The following is an 18,570-nucleotide window of genomic DNA, read 5'->3' as shown; positions in this document are numbered from 1 at the left end:
CGTTCCTTGCACTTCTTGTTAGGTGCATGGCCAGTAGTCGGCATCTGGTTTACCGCTTTGGGTATCTCCACGATGGCGTTCAACTTGAACGGTTTCAACTTCAACCAATCGATTATCGACTCTCAAGGTCGTGTCATCAATACTTGGGCTGATGTCATCAACCGCGCTAACTTGGGTATGGAAGTGATGCACGAGCGCAACGCTCACAACTTCCCTCTCGATTTGGCTGCTGGTGAGACAACTCCCGTAGCAATGGTTGCTCCTTCCATCAACGGTTAATTTTTAACTTGAGATAAACAAAAAGCGCTCCTAGAAATAGGGGCGCTTTTTGTTTGGGAAAAAATATTTTTTTAGACTTTATTCTGCCTTCTTCCCTCTATCCGTTAAATCCGTTAAATCCGTTACCCCCGTTACCTCCATCCGTTGCCTTCCTTCTTCCTTTTTCCTTCTTCTTTCTTCCTTGATCCTTAAATTTTTTATGATTACTATAGAATATAGCCACTATGCCGATCGAGAGACTGTGACATACTCCCACACTAAATCTCATATTATGGTCTAGGATTCCAATAGTCGGATTCAGAATATGTTGGGCTTGCTATAAAGTGTTCGCTAGCAGCAATGCAATTGTGTCAATTCCAGAATCTAACCATAGACAAATGTAGCTGATCGGGAGTCGCTCCTCACCGTCCCAAGCGCTCTATCTGTAAGGAGAATTTGTATTATGAAAGATGGACAAGAAGTACGCCGCGTCTCCACAGCCGTCATTGCCGGTGTTTGCGGGTTGGCTTTAGTGGCGGGAGGGGGCATTGCCTGGTGGACTGCGAACCGTTCGCCAACCCCCCCAGACACGCAGTCTTCCGCTCAGACTAACCCTCCGGTGCTGTCCCCAAGTCCTGCGGAATCCCCTGCTGTAATTATCCCCGTACCCCCTCCAAATCCTGTACAAGCGCCGCAGGCTCAGACGCCGCAGGTTCAGACGCCGCAGGTTCAGACGCCGCAGGCTCTGGCTCCGCAGGCTCTGGCGCCAAAGTCGCCACAGCCAAAGCCTTTGCAGCAGACTGATTTCCAGACAGTGCAAGTCTACTGGGTTAAAGATGCGAGTGGTAAATTTGAGGGAGTTCCTACGAAAGTAGCTGTCAAACAAGCTGACAAGCCTGATGCAACTTTACAAGCTGCTTTTAACAGTTTGTTGACCGGGCCGAAGGATGCAACTGTTTCTAGCGAAATTCCTAGGGGGACAAAACTCCGGAGTTTGAGTGTCAAGAATGACGGAGTTTATGTAGATTTGTCGGCCGAATTTACTTCGGGGGGAGGCAGCACTTCGATGACTGGCCGGTTAGGGCAAGTTATCTATACGGCTACGAGTTTAAAACCGAATACCCCGGTTTGGATTTCCGTCGAAGGCAAGCCTTTAGAACTTTTGGGCGGCGAAGGTTTGGAGGTGGCTCAGCCGAGTACCCGCCAAAGTTTTGACAAAAATTTTCCCCTTTAGGAATTATGAGTGATTAGTTATCAGTGATTAGTCATTAGTCTGAAGGCAGAGATTAGGGATGGGAGCATCACAATGAGGGCTTTCACACTCCGTGCGAGCATCTTACTCGCGCTTAGATAAGGCTTTACTTTGCAGGATGCTCGCACTCCTAAAAAACGCTTTTTGCTCTCCTTGAAATGCTCCCAGTAGGGAGTAAAGATTGATAATTGATAACTCCTAACTAATGACTAATGACTAATGATTGATGACTCATTTTCAGTGCTTGGTAGTCAGGCTAAATGCCCGAAAGTGGAGGGCTTGCTGTTCTATCCGGGTGGCAAGCCGATCGCACACCATATTACACAGCTCGAAAATTAACTCGTCTTGCACCTTATAATAGGCTGAAGTCCCTTCACTCCGGCGAGTGAGGATACCAGCTTGGAGCATGAGTTTTAGGTGCTTAGAAACATTGGCTTGACTTGTTTGAGTAGCTTCCACCAACTCTTGCACGCATTTTTCGCCGTCGCGAAGCAAGTTCAAAATTCGTAAACGCATTGGCTCGCTCAAAATACTGAAATACTCAGCAACTTGTTGCACAACCTCTTGCGGGACAGGCTGGGATGACTTCATCAAACTCACCGGAGAGAAGTGATCGGGAAATATTAGCATTTATTCCATAACAATAAAGTAATCTTTCAATCCGGATTAATTCGCATCAACACTTGACCGTATTCGACAGGTTCGCCATTTTGAACTAAAATTTCCATCACTTGACCGGACACTTCATCAGCATCGATCTCGTTCATCAGCTTCATCGCTTCGATAATACAGACTGTCTGGCTGACCTTGATGCGATCGCCCACATTCACAAAAGGCGGCTCGTCGGGGGCAGCAGCGCGATAAAAGGTTCCTACCATCGGCGAGATAATTGGCACCCATTTCGGATCTACAGAAGCTGGTAAGGCAGCAGGGGCGGCGGCAGGGGCCTCAGCCAGAGCAGATCCTGCATTTTGGTCAACAGCAGGAGGTGACGCTAAGGTGGGGCTAGCAACAGCACCCAACGCGATCGGAGCGACTGTCGCCGCGGCAGCAGGGAGCGCAGCAGCGGTTCCTGGTGAACTTGCCAGAACGCCTTTGCGTACTGTCAGTTCAAGATCCCCACTTTTTAACGTCAGTTCCGAAATGCCAGTTTTGTCTAAAACAGTTAGCAGTTCGCAAAGCTGGTTTAAGTCTAGTTGCACAGCAGATTCAAGGGTAATTGAGAATTGAAAATTGAGAATTGAAAATTGAAAAATTGAAAAATTGAAAAATTCGGCGAAGCTAGGATAATTCACCGAGTTTGGAGGCAAAAGGGATAGTTTTCAAGCTGTGAGCGATGAGTGTTGAATTTTGACTTCTTTAACTTATAACTCAGAACCAAAAACTAAAAACTCCCTTTTCCTCCGTTATTTCTACTCTCGGCCGAGGTACTTGTCTTCACGAGTATCAATCCGAATCCGTTCTCCAATGGAAATAAATAGAGGCACCATAACCTGAGCTCCGGTGGAGACGATCGCGGGTTTGCTGCCACCGGTGGCAGTATCTCCTTTGACTCCGGGATCGGTTTGCATCACTTCCAAGACTACAGAGTTTGGCAGTTCCACTTCCAGGATTTGGTCGTTCCAGCGAAGGATGTTGACTTCCATCCCTTCATTGAGGTACTTGACACGATCGCCTATTTGCTTGGCACTGAGGCGACTTTCCTCGTAGGTTTCCATATCCATAAAGACGAACTGGTCGCCCTCTTTATAGGTATGCTGCATTGCGCTCTTTTCCAGGTTGGCTTGAGGCATAGTCTCGCCCGCCCGGAAGGTTTGTTCTACTACGTTTCCGGTTTGGACGTTTTTTAATTTTGTCCGCACGAAAGCCGAGCCTTTTCCGGGCTTGACGTGGAGGAATTCGATAACCCGCCACACGCCGTTATTCCATTCAATTGAAACACCTGGTCGAAAGTCGTTACTGGAGATCATATAAATTTTTGCGGGCAATCCCGTCGCCTTGCCGGCACGGGGGAACTACAGTCAGTCGATTTTAGATTTTAGATTTTAGATTTTAGATTTACTCCACAGATGAATTTGGGAGATTGAACCTTGGTCTAAAATTTTGATCTCTCCACGACAGGAGTCTGGGGATTGTATCCGTTTTTGAGCGGGTCAGGTTAAAGCCGCAGTCTAGCTGACGGCATCAAAAAGCAATTGGCATTTTATTTTACCGTTCAAAGGGAGCAAGTGCTTTACGGAAATGTTAATGGCAGTTGTCAGTTGGCAGTTGTCAGTTGACTGTTGACTGTTGACTGTTGGCTGTTGGCTGTTGTGTCAACCCCACTCCCCCGGGCGAAGGAACAGACACTTTAGATGGGTAGCAGCTTAGAGGGCGGGCAGCGCTGTGGGAAGATAATAGAGGCAATAAAAGTTAAAGTTATGTTGCATTGGCCTAATTTCTCGATCGATACGTGCAAGCGCTGGGTCAAAACCGTCGCTTTAGCGCTCTTGCTGTTCACTCTCGGACTGAGTTTCAGCGCAGTCTCCCATGCCAAACGCCCCAGCAGCAGTATGCCTGCAGGAAATGCGATTACCGACGGCCGGGCGCTGCTGCGCTTGGCTTTACCTATTGACAATCAGACTGTGCGAGAGTTGCAAATCAGTCTCGAAGACATTGGCAACCACATACGATCTAAACGTTGGGGCCCCATTAGCAGCGATGTCAGCAAGGCTTCCAGGATTCTCAACCTTCGGGAATCTGACCTTTTAGAGAGTATTTCCGACGCCAAAAAGCCGGAAGCTGAGGTGCTAGTTGCAGGAGTCAAGGACGGAATTGCTCAACTGGAAAAGGCTGTTGAGGCTAAAGACAGGGACAAAGTGATTGACTTGAAAGCCACAATCCTAGGTTCGGTAGGCGAAATCGAAGAGTTGATGGTGACAAAGTTTCCGTTTGAAGTGCCGGCAAAGTATGCTAATCTGCCTCAATTGAAAGGGCGGGCTACTGTGGTTGTACAAACGGAAAAAGGGGAAATTACTTTTGTGGTTGACGGCTACAGCGCGCCTGTGACTGCTGGTAATTTTGTGGATTTGGTCGATCGAGGTTTTTATGACGGTTTGCCGTTTATTCGATCGGAAGAATCCTACGTTTTGCAAACGGGAGACCCCGAAGGCAAGGAAGTCGGTTTTATTGATCCAGCTACTGGCAAATACCGGAATATACCGCTAGAAGTGCTCGTCAGGGACGAAAAAGAACCTATTTACGGGATTACTCTAGAAGATGCGGGGCGTTATCGCGACGAACCTGTTTTGCCTTTTTCTGCTTTCGGTACTGTGGCAATGGCCCGTACTGAAACTGACCCAGATAGCGGTTCTTCTCAGTTTTTCTTTTTCTTGTTTGAGCCTGAACTGACGCCCGCCGGTCTGAATTTGTTGGACGGCAGATATGCTGTTTTTGGTTACATGATTGAAGGAAAAGAAGTTTTGGAGCAACTGAAGCAGGGAGACAAGATTCTATCTGCTAAAGTAGTTAAAGGAATCGAAAATTTGGTGCAACCTCAAGTTTAATTAATGACAGCGATTGAAATCGCTGCTTGTCAAAAGTGAAGGCGATTGAAATCGCTTCTGCACACACAAAGCCCGCCTCTGCGGGCTAAAAAAATCTAGAGTGACGGCGATTTAAATCGTTTTGAAATCACTTTTGCACAGACAAAGCCCGCCTCCGAGGGCTGGAAGAATAGATAATTTTTATAGTTTCGTTATTGAGAGCGGAAATTTAATCGAGAATATGGCAATTTTAGAATTTTTATTGGTAATTGGTTTGGGCGGATTCGCAGGCTTGCTGATTGTAAATAATATCAATGAAAGCAAGCAAAAGCGACAGTTAGATGAGGCTTTTTATCAGTTGTTGGAAACTCAAAACAGTCAGGTTTCGCTGATTCAACTGGCCGCTAATGCTAGGGTTGAGGCTGAAGTTGCTCAGCAGTATTTGAATCGGCAAGTTAAGATTTTTTCGGCGATTTTAGAGGTAGATGATGAAGGGGATACTTTTTATAGGTTTCCTAGGTTGCGCTTGCCGCCGAATTCGGGTAAGGAATGGTAATTGGGAAGTCATTAGTTATTAGTTATTAGTTATTGGGAATGGGAACCAACAAATAACAACTGACGAATGAATCAGAATGTAAATATAGGATGCCCGACTTTTTCAACAAGTCTGGTATCCTATATTCTATTTATTTAGATTGAGTTATATAGCAATCCTAAATGATTTGCTTGCATTATACGCGAGCTTTCTGGCTCGCACTGCAAGGATTCTGGTCTCGCTCGATTTTGCGACTGATGCGAGGATTGCTATATCAAATCAATTATAATCGGAATTATTATCTCTCTCTTCTCTTCCTCCGTGCCCTCTGTGGCCTCTGCGGTTAAATCATTCAAAAACAACCGCAAACGATATTACATAAAATCAAATATAATATTATCAAATTAATAAAAACTCTCTTTCCCCTCTGCAATTAATTCAAAATTATGCTGATTAAAGATATCGGCGAACAAGGTCTTTTAAGAATATTGCAAAAATTCTGCCCCGCAGAGATAGTGGGTGATGATTGCGCTGTCATGCCTACAACTCCCAACCAATCTCTCGCTATCACTACAGATATGTTGGTGGATGGAGTGCATTTTAGCGATCGAACTACGGGGCCTTATTACGCAGGATGGCGCGCCGCAGCCGCGAATTTGTCGGATCTGGCAGCTATGGGAGCAAGGCCTCTGGCGGTGACTGTAGCCCTCGCTGTGGCGGCGGATACGGCTGTGGAGTGGGTTGAAGAGTTTTATCGGGGGATGACGGCTTGCTTGCAAGAATATGATACGCCGATCGTCGGTGGCGATGTTGTGCGATCGCCCGTGGTGACGGTGGCGATTACGGCTTTCGGACAGGTTGAGCGCGATCGTACCATTAGTCGGTCAAATGCGCGATCGGGCTGGGCGATTGTGGCTACGGGTGTTCACGGGGCCTCCCGCGCGGGATTAGAATTGCTGTTAAATCCAGAATTCGGGCAAAATCTTACAGAAGTCGATCGATCTTCTTTAATTCTCGCTCACCAGCGCCCTAAACCGAGGCTGGACGTTTTGCCGGTGGTTTGGGAAATTTTAGATTCTGCGGGTGAGTTTTCCATCGCCGGAATGGACAGCAGCGACGGTTTAGCAGATGCGATTATTCAAATTTGTCGGGCTAGCGGTATTGGCGCAAAAGTCTATTGGACAAAAATACCAATTCCCGATATTTTCAGCAAAATTGTATCAACCGAAAAAGCTTTAGATTGGGCATTATACGGCGGGGAAGACTTCGAGTTAGTGCTGTTTTTGCCGATCGCAAATGCTAAATTATTAGTCGAAAAAATTGGTAATGGTGCTGCGATTGTGGGAACAGCTACGGAGAGCACCGATATTTGGTTGACTGATAGCAGCGGGATTTATCCTGATGCGGGGTTAAAGGTCGATCGAGGATTTCAACACTTCTGAATTATCTCTTACTCCGCATATGCGGACTTGGTTTGTGTAGGCGCGGTTTCAACCGCCTGGTTTTTGCCCGTTACAGATTTTGGGCCAGCGAACCGCTGACCGAAAGCATCCAGAATACAAGCACCCGGATTCATCCCTGAAAAAATAAAAAACCTGTATCCGATAAAGGAGCCCCCGAATTTATCCGTTAAACAAGCCTCCGAATTTATCCGTGAGGTCAATGCTTCAATTCTTTAATCTAAAATCTAAAATCTAAAATCGATTGACTCTGTTCTTGTAGGCAGTAGCCAGATAATTTTGAGTTTGCGTCCATTTTTCGCTTCCTGGTTCCCGATTATTTAAAACTATTTGATAACCTGTAATGGCAATTTCAATATTGTTAGCTCTATTACCGCTGGGAAAGTCACTAATATGAACACTCAAATTTTCAATCAGGCTGATAATTGAGCTAATTGTTTCTGAGTTTTCGCCGTCAATTAACTTCTGGGCTACTTCCTGTAAAATCTCGGCAAAACGGGCATTGAGGAGATGTTGCCGTTGTTCGAGCATGGGGTAAATTACTGCAATATCGCTATTACTATCTTGTTCGGCTCGCAATAATTCTAGGAAAAAGTTTGCATACTCTTGGAAATTTTCACTTTCAGAGTTATTGCTATCTCCGTCATCGTTCATATCGATGAGTGGCGCTAGGTAACTAGCTAGATGTCGGAGGAATTTAGCGCCATTTTCCCCTCCTTGTTCTGCTAAGGTTGATGCTACTAACTCGCAAGTTTCCATAAATTCGCGATCGAGTAATTCTGAGTTATCCTGTAATATCTGCGCTTCCTCTCCGTTGGGGGAATTCAGCAGGGTGTGAATTAATTGCAGATAGGCTTGAGCGCGGTTTTCTTCCATTGTGAGGAGTTGTGAATAACACCGGGATTTATTTTATCATGATTGGTGGGTGGCCAGAAACCGGGTTTTTGCGAGAATATTTGGTTACAGGCGAAGATTCTGGAAAAAACCCGGTTTCTTTGGTTGTGCGTAGAAAGAATGGACTCGGCGGTTTCAATCGCCGAATCATCTATTACAATTGATTTGGATCGATTCCCATTTCTCGGAGTCTTGATTCTAAAGCTTGCGATCGCGATCGTTCTTGTTCCAATAAAGCTTCTGTGTCAGTCGCTCTTTGCTCTGCTTGCTGAGCTTGTTGCTCGGCTTGTTGTCGCAGTTGCTCGGCTTCAATAGCCCGCGCTTGGGCCTGTCGTCGCAGTTGAGCGAGTTCCACAAAACTCATAAACGCTTCTCCATCAGGGCCGAACATTTCCAGTCCCGTTTCAGATAATTGGAACCGCACGCCCAGTCTGGGGCTGATCCAACCGTCTATTTGTTCGATCGCTTCTAATTCTTCCTCTTGACGTTGCCATCCTGTTAATTCTAATGTTTGTGGGTCGTACAAATAGTATTCTTCCACACCATAACGTTCGTAAAATTTGAACTTTTTAATCATCGGAGCAGGCCGATTTCCGGGCGACCAAATTTCAAACACGACTTGTGGCGAAATATTATCTTCATTCCACTGTTGATAGGAACCACGATAACCTTTTGGTCTACCAAAAACTACCATCACATCTGGTGCTTGGCAAAGTTTATTATTTCCTTCAACGGGATACCAAAGTAAGTCGCCGGCGACAAAAACATTCGGGTCATTCGCAAACAATAGTTCAGAATTTTCTTTAATCCAAACGATTAATCGAAACTGCTCCGTATTATCTGACATTGGTTCGCCGTTATCGTCGGGGTAGATGATATTTTGTTTGTCGGGAGATTGCAGTTGTGTAACCATTGCTGTTTCCCCAAATTCAATGGTAATTTTATTTTATTGTAAATGATATCAATCAGATTTTGTGTGTTTAGACGCGATTTCAATCGCCGAATCATTCCTAACGCCTAGATAATGCTACTTTGGGCATTAATCTATCCAAAATTTGCTCGATCGCAATTACTGTCCAATCAATATCAGCTTCTGTGGTTTCTCGTCCTAGAGTTAAGCGAATTCCACCAACTGCACCGATTTCGTCATATCCCATTGCTAATAATATCGGACTGGGAGTTAGTTTGCCGCTGCTACAAGCGGAACCGGAACTAATGCCAATTCCGGCTAAGTTTAGCTGTCTCACCAAAGTTTTGCCTGTGATTCCCCCTGTATCTCTCTTTTGGTAAGGGCGGGAGGAAGGGGAGACGATGCAAAAACTGACGTGGTGCGGCAGGCGATAATATCGATCGCCCGTTGGTACTAAACTGGGTACGTGGGATAATCGGTCAAAAAGCCGATCGCGCAATCCAATTAACCTCGGCGTTTCCACATCTATTTCCTGCAAAGCTAACTCCGCCGCCACCCCAAAACCGACGATTGCCGGCAGCGCTTGCGTCCCGGAACGCAGTTTCAATTCTTGGCCGCCACCGCCTAACATTGGCACTAATTCTACTCCTTGACGCACGTAAAGCGCCCCCGCACCTTGCGGCCCGTAAAGTTTGTGACTGGAAACCGAAAGCAAGTCTACGGGCAATTTCTGCACGTCAATCGGCAGCTTGCCGGCAACTTGAACTGCATCGGTATGAAACATGATATTGCGATCGCGCGCAATTTGTCCTAATGCCTCAATTGGTTGCAGCGTCCCAACTTCGCTTTGTCCGTAAATGATTGAAATTAACACTGTATTCGATCGCAGCGACTCTTGCAAATCCAAAGGGTGAATTCGCCCAAATTTATCCACCGGTAAGCGCGTCACTTCCCATCCCAAATGTTCTAGTTGTCGCGCTGGTTCTGCTACTGCGGAATGCTCTACGCTGGAGATAACGATATGCTGCGGCTTTGTATAAAGACGGGCAATTCCCATTATTGCCAAATTGTCCGCTTCAGTGCCGCCGGAAGTAAAAATCATCGATTCCGGTAGCGCGTTAATCAAGCTAGCAACCTGCATTCTCGCTAATTCTAAAGCTGTCGCCGCCCTTTGTCCCCACTCGTGCAAGCTAGAAGGATTTCCCCACTGCTGAGTCAGGGCTTTTTGCATGGCTTGAATCGCTTCTGGGCGTGTGGGCGTGGTGGCACTATAGTCGAGGTAAATTTGCATGATTTTAATGAGTTAGTTGTTAGTTGTTAGTTGTTAGTTGTTAGTTGTTGTTGGTTATTGGTTGTTGGTTATTGGTTATTTGTCAAGAGTCTGTGGGTGGTTTGCTTTTGGGTATTTTCTTAATTTTCAACGCTTGAGTATTTGCTTTGCTTTGAATTGAGTTTAGGTAAGCGTTGAGTTTGGGAGATACTTCGTCTATTAAAGGTTTTATGCGCTCGATTTGCTCGGTGGTTAACAGGTGTCGGGCACAAGCTAATCTTAACCAGTGTCTTGTTTCATGCAGTGACCCCCTGGCTATTTTGATAAAACGTTGATTATCATTGTAGTTATACCGCCCATTCCCCTCGGCAATATTAGCACCAATACTATCGACTGACCTAACCAATTGTTGCCCCACTGTATTTTTAGCAAAGAAATCCCAGGATTGAACAATCAACCAAACTTCATTAGAAATTTGCTCTGCTAATTGATAAACCTGCAACTCTTGAAACCTAACCATACATTTAAAATTTGAACATTGAACAATTATAACATCTTCCAAAAAAAAAGCACAACTAACCAATAACAACTAACCAATAACAACTAACCCATAACAACTAACCCATAACAACTAACCCATAACAACTAACCCATAACAACTAACCCATAACAACTAACCCATAACAACTAACCAATAACAACTAACCCATAACAACTAACCAATAACAACTAACCCATAACAACTAACCAATAACTGATGACTAACTTCCTGGTTTGCAGACGTTGTAGTCTTCGTGCGACAACACTTTTTGGGGAATTAAGAAAGTGCCGCAATCTTCACAAAGCATTCTGTAGTTGCGCGTTACAGGAATACTGATTATCAAACGGTTGTGACGCAGGCGTTTGCCGCCGAAATCTCTGTAATTCTTATTTTCGCCCAAAGCTGCTATAATTGTGCGGGCTTTAGTGACTACGTGGTCGGGCAGACCTCTGAGATCGATGATATCTCTAGCAAATGATGCTTCCCTCTCTTGTTTTTTGGTTTGTTTTTCTGTCAGCACTACTTCAACGTAATGCTGCTGCGCCACCAACTCTTGGCTGCAGCGATGGCACGCTTTACCATATCCTTTGTGACCGCACGGAAAAATTCTTTTTCTTTTAGCCATAAAGCAGCGGTATCGGGTTTGACCCACGCCCCTGAATGCTGCTACCCTACCAGTGATGCTTCCGGCATCGAGGCAGTCCTACAAGACGCAAAATCTATTCCCTTGCATAAATTTAATGGGTTCTAAGTTTACTTTATCGAATATATTTGAACTGTGGGTGAGCCAATAACCTCAATAATTTTAAATTTTTGTGACTGTATTTTATTATCATTTACTGGGTTTGTGTTGTGCTGGGTTGCTGGGGATCAGTCTGGCGGGCTGCGGACAAACAAAGCAAGACGTGCAGAATTTACCTCCCACTCCGGCTCCGCTGCCTCAAGACCCGTTGTTGCAAGTATACTTCAATCAGTCGATCGCTTCGAGTTATACAGAGCCTTACCGCCAGCAAACTAGACCTGGAGATGATTTAGAAAAGTTGGTCGCTTTTGCGGTAGCTAATGCTGGATCGACGGTAGATGTAGCGGTTCAGGAGTTTCGCTTGCCCGGTATTGCCCAAAAGATGGCCGATCGGCAGCGATCGGGAATTAAAGTTAGATTAATTGTCGAACATCTGTACAGTCGCCCCCCTGGCGATTTTACAGCCCAGGAGTTGGCGAAATTACCCGAAAGAGAGCGCGATCGCTACAGCGAATTTGTCCAACTTGCCGATACTAATAAAGACGGCAAATTGAGTGCCGAGGAAATCAAGCAAGGCGATGCTTTGGTAATTGTCAAGGATGCCGGGATTCCTGTAATTGACGATACTGCTGACGGCAGTAAAGGCAGCGGTTTGATGCACCACAAATTTGTAGTAATTGACGGCAAAACAGTAATAGTAACTTCTGCCAATTTTACAACAAGCGATATACACGGCGATTTCAAAACAGCAGCAAGTCGCGGCAATGCGAACAATTTACTGAAAATAGAAAATGCTCAATTAGCGCAACTATTTACTCAAGAATTTAACATCATGTGGGGCGACGGGCCCGGAGGCAAACCCGACAGCAAATTTGGCATCAAAAAGCCGTTCCGTCAAGTACAAAAAGTGAGAGTAGGGAATGCGACTGTTGCGGTGCAATTTTCGCCGACTTCCAAGATTTTGCCTTGGGAAAAAAGCGTTAACAGTTTGATTAACAAAACCTTGGGTAGTGCGAAAAAGTCGGTTGATTTGGCACTGTTTGTATTTTCGGCTCAACGGTTGTCAAATACTCTGGAAATTGAAGCTAGGCGGGGAGTTGCGGTGCGAGCTTTGATTGAGTCTAATTTTATTTATCGCTCTTACAGTGAAGGTTTGGATATGATGGGTGCGACTTTCATGGAAGATTGCCGGTTAGAATCTGACAATCGCCCTTGGAGAAAGCCGCTGACTGCGGTGGGAGTGCCGCTGTTACCGATGGGCGATCGCCTGCACCACAAGTTCGGCGTTGTGGACGGCAAAACGGTGCTTACAGGTTCTCACAACTGGACTGAGGCGGCAAATCACGGGAATGACGAGACGCTGCTGGCGATCGATAGTCCCACAGTTGCGGCCCATTTTGAGCGGGAGTTCGATCGGCTTTACAAAGGTGCTGTCTTGGGAATTCCCGCCCGAATTAAACAGAAAATTGACGCTAAGAAAAAAGAGTGCGATTCGCTACAAGCAGCATCAAAATCTGCGATCGCTAAACCTCAAATTGCTGGTAAAAATTTAATTAATTTGAATGCCGCGACTCAGGAAGAATTGGAAACTTTGCCTGGGGTTGGCCCGAAGTTAGCCGAGAGAATTATTGCAGCGCGGGAAAAGCAGCCTTTTGGGTCGTGGGAGGATGTGGAAAGGTTGGAAGGAGTCGGAAACAAGACTCTAGACAAGTGGCGCGATCGAGTAACTTGGTAGTTATATAGCGGTTCTCAAGTAAGTGAGGTACGTAGTCGATGCTCTAGCCCTCTTAATTGTGCTTATGTAGTTAAGTGAGGTAAGCACCGCCATCAACTCCCATTACCAATTAATACTCATACCTCATCTACCTGAGAAAGGCTATACTAATTCTCAAAACTCATGCAATAGTATATGTAGGGTGCGTCGCCACCATTAAATCTTAAATAATATCCACAATCTTTGAGCGACGCACCGATGCAGAATATTTCAGCAAACAAACCCACACTCATCATTGTTGCTTTCTGGAGGTGAGAATTGGTATTACAGCGTATTCCCGGTTTGTAAAGTGTAGGGACACGGCAGTGCCGTGTCCCTACAGGGAAGCTCACGATAGGCGGGTGTACTTCATAAATGTGGAATCTGCTGTAAGTTCGGACTCAGGACTTCAGTCCTTTCTTATCAAACTCTATAAGCTGTTCGGCATTTAAATGAGGATAGTAGGGTGCGGAGCGTAATAAGCGTTTCCCATGTATAGTAAGTGTTCTAGCTGACGCACCTTACCTGGATCGTTAATGGTTTAAATGCTCCACAGCTTATTAGAGAGTGTAAAATTAATTTCGTAGGTTGGGTTTCGTTTCTCAACCCAACCTACACTATCAACTAAGCAGAAAGTGTAAAATTAATTCACAGAACTCAAACCGGAGCGCGGATAAATATGTCTCAGTCTGTTTTACCTGTTTCGGAAAACGATCGAGTTGATGCTTCGCCAACCTTAACTTTTGAAGAATATCTTGTTTATGAGGGAGAACCTGACGTTCTCTACGAACTTCACAGGGGAAAATTAATACCGATGGCAGCAGCAACGGCTTTACACGCAAGCATCTGCGAATTCTTAGTTTATATATTGCAGCGTTACTTAGCTGAACGCAATCTCGATTTGGTGGCAAAAACCAATGTGGGAGTGAGAACGGAAGAGAATTCCTCGCGCATTCCTGATGTGATTGTTTGTACTCAAAGTCTTTGGGAACAACTGCTTGCTAGACCCGGTGCTGGTGTCTTCGATTTAGATGAAACGCCAGTGTTAATTGTTGAAGTTGTCAGCCAAAACGAGCGTCAAGATTACGTGACAAAAAGAGCAGAATACGAAAATGCTGGAGTACCGGAATATTGGATGGCAGACCCGAAACCTAACCGGACTAGAGTGAGAGTTGTAACTTTGCCAGAAAATGAAACTGCTTACGAGCAAGCGAATTTTGTCCCTGGGCAAAACATCGTGTCTTTGCAGTTTCCCGATCTAGTTTTATCAGTAGATCAAATTCTATCTCCCCCACTTGTCGAAGATTTAATCAGACAAGAACAATCTCGATTGCAGCAAGCTGACAGACTGGCGGCACGCTTGCGGGAGATGGGAATAGACCCGGATGCTATTTAGCAGTAAAGTGCGTTGCGCTTGCCGCGCAATGCACTTTACGGGCATTACTCGTTACCAAACTATTCTTGGGAACCAGTTAATAAAATTCAGTTATTGTGGAACAGGCATCTTGCCTGTTCAACGAGAAATCAAGTAATGGGATGAAAGTAAAATGCTGCGGCTAACACGATATATGTTGCTAAAAGCAGCACTCCTTCGAGCCAATTAGAGCGCCCGTCGAGACTGATTAGATTGGCAATTGTCACTGCGATGGCAACTGCAACTACTTCAAACGGATTGAAGTTTAAATCCATCGGCTGATGAATCACTAATCCGATAATCACCAACACCGGCGCTACCAGCAAAGCAACTAGCAAACTAGAACCCATCGCGACAGAAACTGACAAATCCATATTGTTTTTCATCGCAACTCCCACCGCAGTTACATATTCGGCCGCGCCGCCAACAATCGGCAACAGAATTACCCCTGTAAACAGCGGCGTCAATCCCAATCCTTTGGTAGTTTCTTCGACAACGCCAACGAAAATTTCAGATTCAAAAGCAACGGCAACTGTTGAAGCCACTAGCACCCCTATCCACAGCCACAAATTCGGTTTGTGTGCAGTAGATTCATCGGTATTTTGAGGATTTTCTGACTCTAGTTCTAGTAAGCCGACTTCGTAAAGATAGCTGTGAGTTTTTAAGGAAAATAGCAGAGTTAGAGCGTAAACTGCAATTAGGACGATCGCAGTTATTAAGGAAAGATTCTGAATGGCTGCGGGATCGACTCCATTAGAGGTATAAATTACCATTGTCGGCAGCAGAATTGCAATCACTGCTAGAGTCATGGTGGAACCGTTCACCCGCGCGATAATTGGCTTAAATTCTTGTTCTTTGTAGCGGATTCCTCCTAGCAGCATGGAAAATCCCATGACTAAGAGCAAGTTGCTGATAATTGTGCCGGTTATGCTGGCTTTCACAATGTCAATTAAACCGGCTTTCAGGGCAACTATGGCAATAATTAATTCTGTAGCATTGCCGAAGACTGCATTTAATAAGCCGCCTATGGAGGGGCCTGTAACGATCGCCACTTCTTCTGTTGCTGTGCTCAACCAAATCGCCAGAGGTATAATGCCTAAAGCGGATGTGATGAAAACTGCGAGGGAGCCCCAGTGCAAATACTCAGCGGCAATGGAAATGGGGATGAAAATTAATAATGCTATGGACAGAATTTTTTTGATTGACATAAGAACTCGGATGGTGTAAGAAATTGTGAGCTTTAGTTGTCGGGGCGATCGCAAAGTTGATTTTACACTATGCAACTATTCTCTGACAATTCCGGCGGCAGGTGCGATCGATAATTGGGAATTTTTAACCGCAGATGCACGCAGATCGAGGCAGATTGAATATAATAGAATTATATCGACATCGGTGAAAAGATATGTCTCAATCTGTAGTGCCAGTTGTTGAATCAAAGCAAATTGATACTTCACCCACCTTGACCTTTGAAGAATACCGATTTTATCAAACTGATTCCGAGCTACAATATGAACTGTACAAAGGCAAATTAATTTCGATGCCAACCGCAACAGTTTTACATATCAAAATTTGCGAATATTTAGTTTACAAATTACAGCGTTACCTAGCTGAACGCAATCTTGACTTAGTAGCAAAAACAAGTTTAGGAGTGAGAACAGAAGAAGATACATCTCGGATTCCTGATGTAGTTGTTTGCACTCAAAGTCTTTTGGAACAAGCAGCAGCTAGACCAGGTTCTGGTATCCTCGATTTTGAGGAAAAGCCGCTGTTAGTGATAGAAGTAGTGAGTCAAAATCGGCGCGCCGATTATGTGATTAAACGAGCAGAGTACGAACTAGCTAACGTGCCAGAATATGTAATTGTTGACCCTACACCTAACAAGGAACTGGTGCGAGTTTTAGCCTTTCCTGAAGGTGAAGACATCTATACACAAACAGATTTTGTGCGGGGGCAACAAATGGTGTCTGTAGTATTTCCCAATCTGACATTATCAGTGAATGAAATACTGTCTCCGCCATTAGTTGAAGGGTTGATTAAAGCAGAACAAGCTCGGTTCCTGGAACTCGAGCAGCAAGCTGCGGTGGAGCGCCAACGGGCTGATGAACAGCGCCAACGGGCTGAAAGATTGGCGGCGAGGTTGCGAGAATTAGGAGTAGATCCCGATCGCATTTAGGAGCTTGGATGACAAAGATGTTATGAGTTAGTTGTATCAAATCCCCGCTTCATCGGAATTATTCAGATATCTCTTCTCTTCACCTGCGTGAATCCGCGTCAATTCTTTGTCATCTGCGGTTCATAAATTCTCTTTTTTTAACCGCAGATACAGGCAGATTAACACAGATTAACGCAGATGAGTTAGATATATAGATCGGGTTTGATACTGTGCAACTATTCCACCCAACGCACCCGAACAAAATGAGCTTCGCGTCCCCAGAAGTCGTGACTTACAGTAATATCAACAACACTCAAATTAAACGGAATAGCAGTTGTGACGTACCGCTGAGCCAGAGCTCCCAAATCAGGAGCTAACTGAGCCGCCGCCGCTGCTGCTGCACCCAAACCCAAAAGTTGTAAAATCGGCCCTCGCGGTAAGGCTAAATTAATGCCAACAGCAAGTCCAGCAGTCAGTAGCATTGCCACCGACAAATTAGTGCCGCAGCGGGGATGCACAGCCAAATCCCACTCTCCACTGGCGATTCGATACAAAGCTGATTGTACGGCATCCCTCAACTGCGAAGTATTAACGCGGCCGTAGAGATAAAATCCTTGGTCTGTGGACATCCCGCCCAATAACTCATTATCGGCTCTTGCTGTCGCCGTACCGCCAGATTGGCTGAGTACCCAAACAGTTGCGTGTTCCAAAGCATGAACTTGGCGCAAAGTCAAGACTTCCTTCAAACCCGGCACAAAATCGAGTTGTCGCAACAAGTCGGCATCTTGAGTCGGTTGCGGGGCAAAGTCGAAGGGAAACTGGCCGGGGCGCCCGGAATCAGAAGCAGTAGTTGTCATATCAAAACGCCTCCATTAAGTCGATATTTAAGATTAGCAATTCGGTTGAGAAAAAGTATGTCAAAAATTATCAATAGTTTTGACTTTAAAACCTAGCAAGGGCAGATTTTGTGCAAAAATCGTTAGCCCTCAATCTGCCCTTAATTAGCTGGATAAAAATAAACAATGTCATTGTTCGCTGTGCGTCGCAATCTCAAAGCGCAAGCGAATTGCTTCACACAGCGAACAATGACATGACCGCGTTTATTTATGTCCGACTACTTACTAACCGATCGCACTTATTCCCAGTTTATCGTTCGACCCGCTGGCCGTCGCGGAACACTCCCGGAAACCGCCGGCCTCTGGTATCGATAATTGTCCCTTTGCCGTGAGGCAATCCCTTGCGTAACTCTCCCTCATAGCGGATACCGTTGGAGAACGAACAGCGACCCTTGCCATCGAGTTCTTGACTGTAGAACTGTCCCGAACACCGGCTGCCGTCAGCGCGGGTGAACGAGCCCGTACCTAAAGGTTTGCCCCCTAAAAATTGACCGACAAACCGATCGCCGTTAACAAAAATGAATTGCCCCTGTCCAGTCGGCACGCCTACTTTTCGATCGAGAGAAAACGGCCCTACATAGCGATCGCCATTAACAAAAATAGCTGTCCCGGAGCTGATTTTGCCATCTCGGAATATGCCCTCGACGCGGGCATCGTCCTTAAATATAAATTGTCCTCGACCGTTTGGTTTACCCAGACGGAACTGCCCTTCATATCGATCGCCGCTGGAATATACGTATACCCCCGTGCCACTGGGCAAACCGTTAACGAACTGTCCGATGTAGCTATCACCGCTGTCATAATCGCACCTGACCCTACCTGTAGCGATACTTGGCACACACTGACCGGTTTTAGCTTCTGTTCCTTGCGCCATTAAGGGAAACGGATAAGTGGCATCACTACCAATTCCCAACACTGATGCAACTAATAAAGCGATTCCACTGGTTTTAAAACGGGAAATCATTAATC

At 45.5% G+C, this 18,570-nt stretch carries 18 protein-coding genes and 1 pseudogene; 8 read left to right on the top strand and 11 right to left on the bottom strand.

Going from position 1 to position 18,570, the window contains the following annotated elements; all coding sequences use genetic code 11:
* A pseudogene (locus QUA56_RS27030) lies at positions 1-279 on the top strand (photosystem II q(b) protein); the annotation flags it as partial.
* A 442-nt stretch (positions 280-721) separates the two neighbouring features.
* Positions 722-1,492 (top strand): GerMN domain-containing protein, encoded by a 771-nt coding sequence (locus QUA56_RS27025; RefSeq protein ID WP_333364140.1) that lies wholly within the window; start codon positions 722-724, stop codon positions 1,490-1,492.
* 255 nt (positions 1,493-1,747) lie between these two features.
* On the opposite strand, the gene QUA56_RS27020 is transcribed toward QUA56_RS27025, so the two are convergent.
* The 3 genes from QUA56_RS27020 to efp form a co-directional block, all read right to left on the bottom strand.
* Complete coding sequence (locus QUA56_RS27020) at positions 1,748-2,140, bottom strand: ArsR/SmtB family transcription factor (RefSeq protein ID WP_015175216.1); 393 nt, start codon at positions 2,138-2,140, stop codon at positions 1,748-1,750.
* Positions 2,141-2,166: 26 nt separating this feature from the next.
* Positions 2,167-2,712 (bottom strand): acetyl-CoA carboxylase biotin carboxyl carrier protein, encoded by a 546-nt coding sequence (accB, locus tag QUA56_RS27015; protein ID WP_333364138.1) that lies wholly within the window; start codon positions 2,710-2,712, stop codon positions 2,167-2,169.
* 210 nt (positions 2,713-2,922) lie between these two features.
* Positions 2,923-3,480, bottom strand: coding sequence for an elongation factor P (efp, locus tag QUA56_RS27010; protein WP_333364136.1), 558 nt, complete (start codon positions 3,478-3,480; stop codon positions 2,923-2,925).
* Between the two features lie 450 nt (positions 3,481-3,930).
* On the opposite strand from efp, the gene QUA56_RS27005 reads away from it, so the two are divergent.
* From QUA56_RS27005 to thiL, 3 genes are all read left to right on the top strand, one after another.
* Positions 3,931-5,055, top strand: coding sequence for a peptidylprolyl isomerase (locus tag QUA56_RS27005; protein WP_333364133.1), 1,125 nt, complete (start codon positions 3,931-3,933; stop codon positions 5,053-5,055).
* A gap of 220 nt (positions 5,056-5,275) precedes the next feature.
* A complete protein-coding gene (locus QUA56_RS27000; RefSeq protein WP_333364130.1) occupies positions 5,276-5,590 on the top strand; it encodes a hypothetical protein in 315 nt (104 codons plus the stop codon).
* A gap of 425 nt (positions 5,591-6,015) precedes the next feature.
* Positions 6,016-7,011 carry a thiamine-phosphate kinase gene (gene thiL, locus QUA56_RS26995; RefSeq protein WP_333364128.1) on the top strand — a complete coding sequence of 332 codons (996 nt, stop codon included), beginning with the start codon at positions 6,016-6,018 and terminating at the stop codon, positions 7,009-7,011.
* Between the two features lie 252 nt (positions 7,012-7,263).
* On the opposite strand, the gene QUA56_RS26990 is transcribed toward thiL, so the two are convergent.
* From QUA56_RS26990 to QUA56_RS26970, 5 genes are all read right to left on the bottom strand, one after another.
* Positions 7,264-7,905, bottom strand: a complete 642-nt coding sequence (locus tag QUA56_RS26990) for a hypothetical protein (RefSeq protein ID WP_333364125.1) — start codon at positions 7,903-7,905, stop codon at positions 7,264-7,266.
* Between the two features lie 172 nt (positions 7,906-8,077).
* Positions 8,078-8,836 (bottom strand): Uma2 family endonuclease, encoded by a 759-nt coding sequence (locus QUA56_RS26985; protein WP_333364122.1) that lies wholly within the window; start codon positions 8,834-8,836, stop codon positions 8,078-8,080.
* A gap of 97 nt (positions 8,837-8,933) precedes the next feature.
* Positions 8,934-10,124 (bottom strand): cysteine desulfurase family protein, encoded by a 1,191-nt coding sequence (locus QUA56_RS26980; protein WP_333364119.1) that lies wholly within the window; start codon positions 10,122-10,124, stop codon positions 8,934-8,936.
* A gap of 82 nt (positions 10,125-10,206) precedes the next feature.
* Positions 10,207-10,665 carry a four helix bundle protein gene (locus tag QUA56_RS26975; protein WP_333364117.1) on the bottom strand — a complete coding sequence of 153 codons (459 nt, stop codon included), beginning with the start codon at positions 10,663-10,665 and terminating at the stop codon, positions 10,207-10,209.
* 199 nt (positions 10,666-10,864) lie between these two features.
* Entirely contained in the window at positions 10,865-11,269 is a 405-nt protein-coding gene (locus tag QUA56_RS26970) for a DUF7682 family zinc-binding protein (protein WP_333364114.1), read from the bottom strand.
* A 190-nt stretch (positions 11,270-11,459) separates the two neighbouring features.
* Here QUA56_RS26970 and QUA56_RS26965 point away from each other — a divergent pair, with 190 nt between their 5' ends.
* Together QUA56_RS26965 and QUA56_RS26960 are read left to right on the top strand one after the other, a co-directional pair.
* Positions 11,460-13,121 carry a DUF655 domain-containing protein gene (locus QUA56_RS26965; RefSeq protein ID WP_333364111.1) on the top strand — a complete coding sequence of 554 codons (1,662 nt, stop codon included), beginning with the start codon at positions 11,460-11,462 and terminating at the stop codon, positions 13,119-13,121.
* Positions 13,122-13,818: 697 nt separating this feature from the next.
* The gene (locus QUA56_RS26960) at positions 13,819-14,535 is read left to right on the top strand and encodes a Uma2 family endonuclease (protein ID WP_333364109.1); all 717 of its coding nucleotides are present in this window, start codon (positions 13,819-13,821) and stop codon (positions 14,533-14,535) included.
* Between the two features lie 128 nt (positions 14,536-14,663).
* Here the strand turns inward: QUA56_RS26960 and cax are convergent, their stop codons facing one another.
* Positions 14,664-15,761: a calcium/proton exchanger gene (gene cax / locus QUA56_RS26955; RefSeq protein ID WP_333364107.1), complete on the bottom strand. Its 1,098-nt coding sequence runs from the start codon at positions 15,759-15,761 to the stop codon at positions 14,664-14,666.
* Positions 15,762-15,955: 194 nt separating this feature from the next.
* Between cax and QUA56_RS26950 the strand changes: the two genes are divergently transcribed.
* Positions 15,956-16,726, top strand: coding sequence for a Uma2 family endonuclease (locus QUA56_RS26950; RefSeq protein WP_333364105.1), 771 nt, complete (start codon positions 15,956-15,958; stop codon positions 16,724-16,726).
* Positions 16,727-16,941: 215 nt separating this feature from the next.
* Here QUA56_RS26950 and QUA56_RS26945 read toward each other — a convergent pair whose 3' ends face one another.
* The gene (locus QUA56_RS26945) at positions 16,942-17,562 is read right to left on the bottom strand and encodes a DUF6391 domain-containing protein (protein WP_333364103.1); all 621 of its coding nucleotides are present in this window, start codon (positions 17,560-17,562) and stop codon (positions 16,942-16,944) included.
* Positions 17,563-17,851: 289 nt separating this feature from the next.
* Positions 17,852-18,565 (bottom strand): MORN motif-containing protein, encoded by a 714-nt coding sequence (locus QUA56_RS26940; RefSeq protein WP_333364100.1) that lies wholly within the window; start codon positions 18,563-18,565, stop codon positions 17,852-17,854.
* Positions 18,566-18,570 lie beyond the last annotated feature (5 nt).

Source organism: Microcoleus sp. N3A4, from assembly GCF_036701805.1.
Lineage (GTDB): Bacteria > Cyanobacteriota > Cyanobacteriia > Cyanobacteriales > Microcoleaceae > Microcoleus.
This window is presented reverse-complemented; position numbering and strand designations above follow the sequence as displayed.

Excerpts from the sequence above, each read along its gene's own strand:
- QUA56_RS27025 (WP_333364140.1), top strand. The coding sequence starts at position 722 with ATGAAAGATGGACAAGAAGTACGCCGCGTCTCCACAGCCGTCATTGCC.
- QUA56_RS27020 (WP_015175216.1), bottom strand. The coding sequence starts at position 2,140 with ATGCTAATATTTCCCGATCACTTCTCTCCGGTGAGTTTGATGAAGTCA.
- efp (WP_333364136.1), bottom strand. The coding sequence starts at position 3,480 with ATGATCTCCAGTAACGACTTTCGACCAGGTGTTTCAATTGAATGGAAT.
- QUA56_RS27005 (WP_333364133.1), top strand. The coding sequence starts at position 3,931 with ATGTTGCATTGGCCTAATTTCTCGATCGATACGTGCAAGCGCTGGGTC.
- QUA56_RS27000 (WP_333364130.1), top strand. The coding sequence starts at position 5,276 with ATGGCAATTTTAGAATTTTTATTGGTAATTGGTTTGGGCGGATTCGCA.
- thiL (WP_333364128.1), top strand. The coding sequence starts at position 6,016 with ATGCTGATTAAAGATATCGGCGAACAAGGTCTTTTAAGAATATTGCAA.
- QUA56_RS26990 (WP_333364125.1), bottom strand. The coding sequence starts at position 7,905 with ATGGAAGAAAACCGCGCTCAAGCCTATCTGCAATTAATTCACACCCTG.
- QUA56_RS26985 (WP_333364122.1), bottom strand. The coding sequence starts at position 8,836 with ATGGTTACACAACTGCAATCTCCCGACAAACAAAATATCATCTACCCC.
- QUA56_RS26980 (WP_333364119.1), bottom strand. The coding sequence starts at position 10,124 with ATGCAAATTTACCTCGACTATAGTGCCACCACGCCCACACGCCCAGAA.
- QUA56_RS26970 (WP_333364114.1), bottom strand. The coding sequence starts at position 11,269 with ATGGCTAAAAGAAAAAGAATTTTTCCGTGCGGTCACAAAGGATATGGT.
- QUA56_RS26960 (WP_333364109.1), top strand. The coding sequence starts at position 13,819 with ATGTCTCAGTCTGTTTTACCTGTTTCGGAAAACGATCGAGTTGATGCT.
- cax (WP_333364107.1), bottom strand. The coding sequence starts at position 15,761 with ATGTCAATCAAAAAAATTCTGTCCATAGCATTATTAATTTTCATCCCC.
- QUA56_RS26950 (WP_333364105.1), top strand. The coding sequence starts at position 15,956 with ATGTCTCAATCTGTAGTGCCAGTTGTTGAATCAAAGCAAATTGATACT.
- QUA56_RS26945 (WP_333364103.1), bottom strand. The coding sequence starts at position 17,562 with ATGACAACTACTGCTTCTGATTCCGGGCGCCCCGGCCAGTTTCCCTTC.
- QUA56_RS26940 (WP_333364100.1), bottom strand. The coding sequence starts at position 18,565 with ATGATTTCCCGTTTTAAAACCAGTGGAATCGCTTTATTAGTTGCATCA.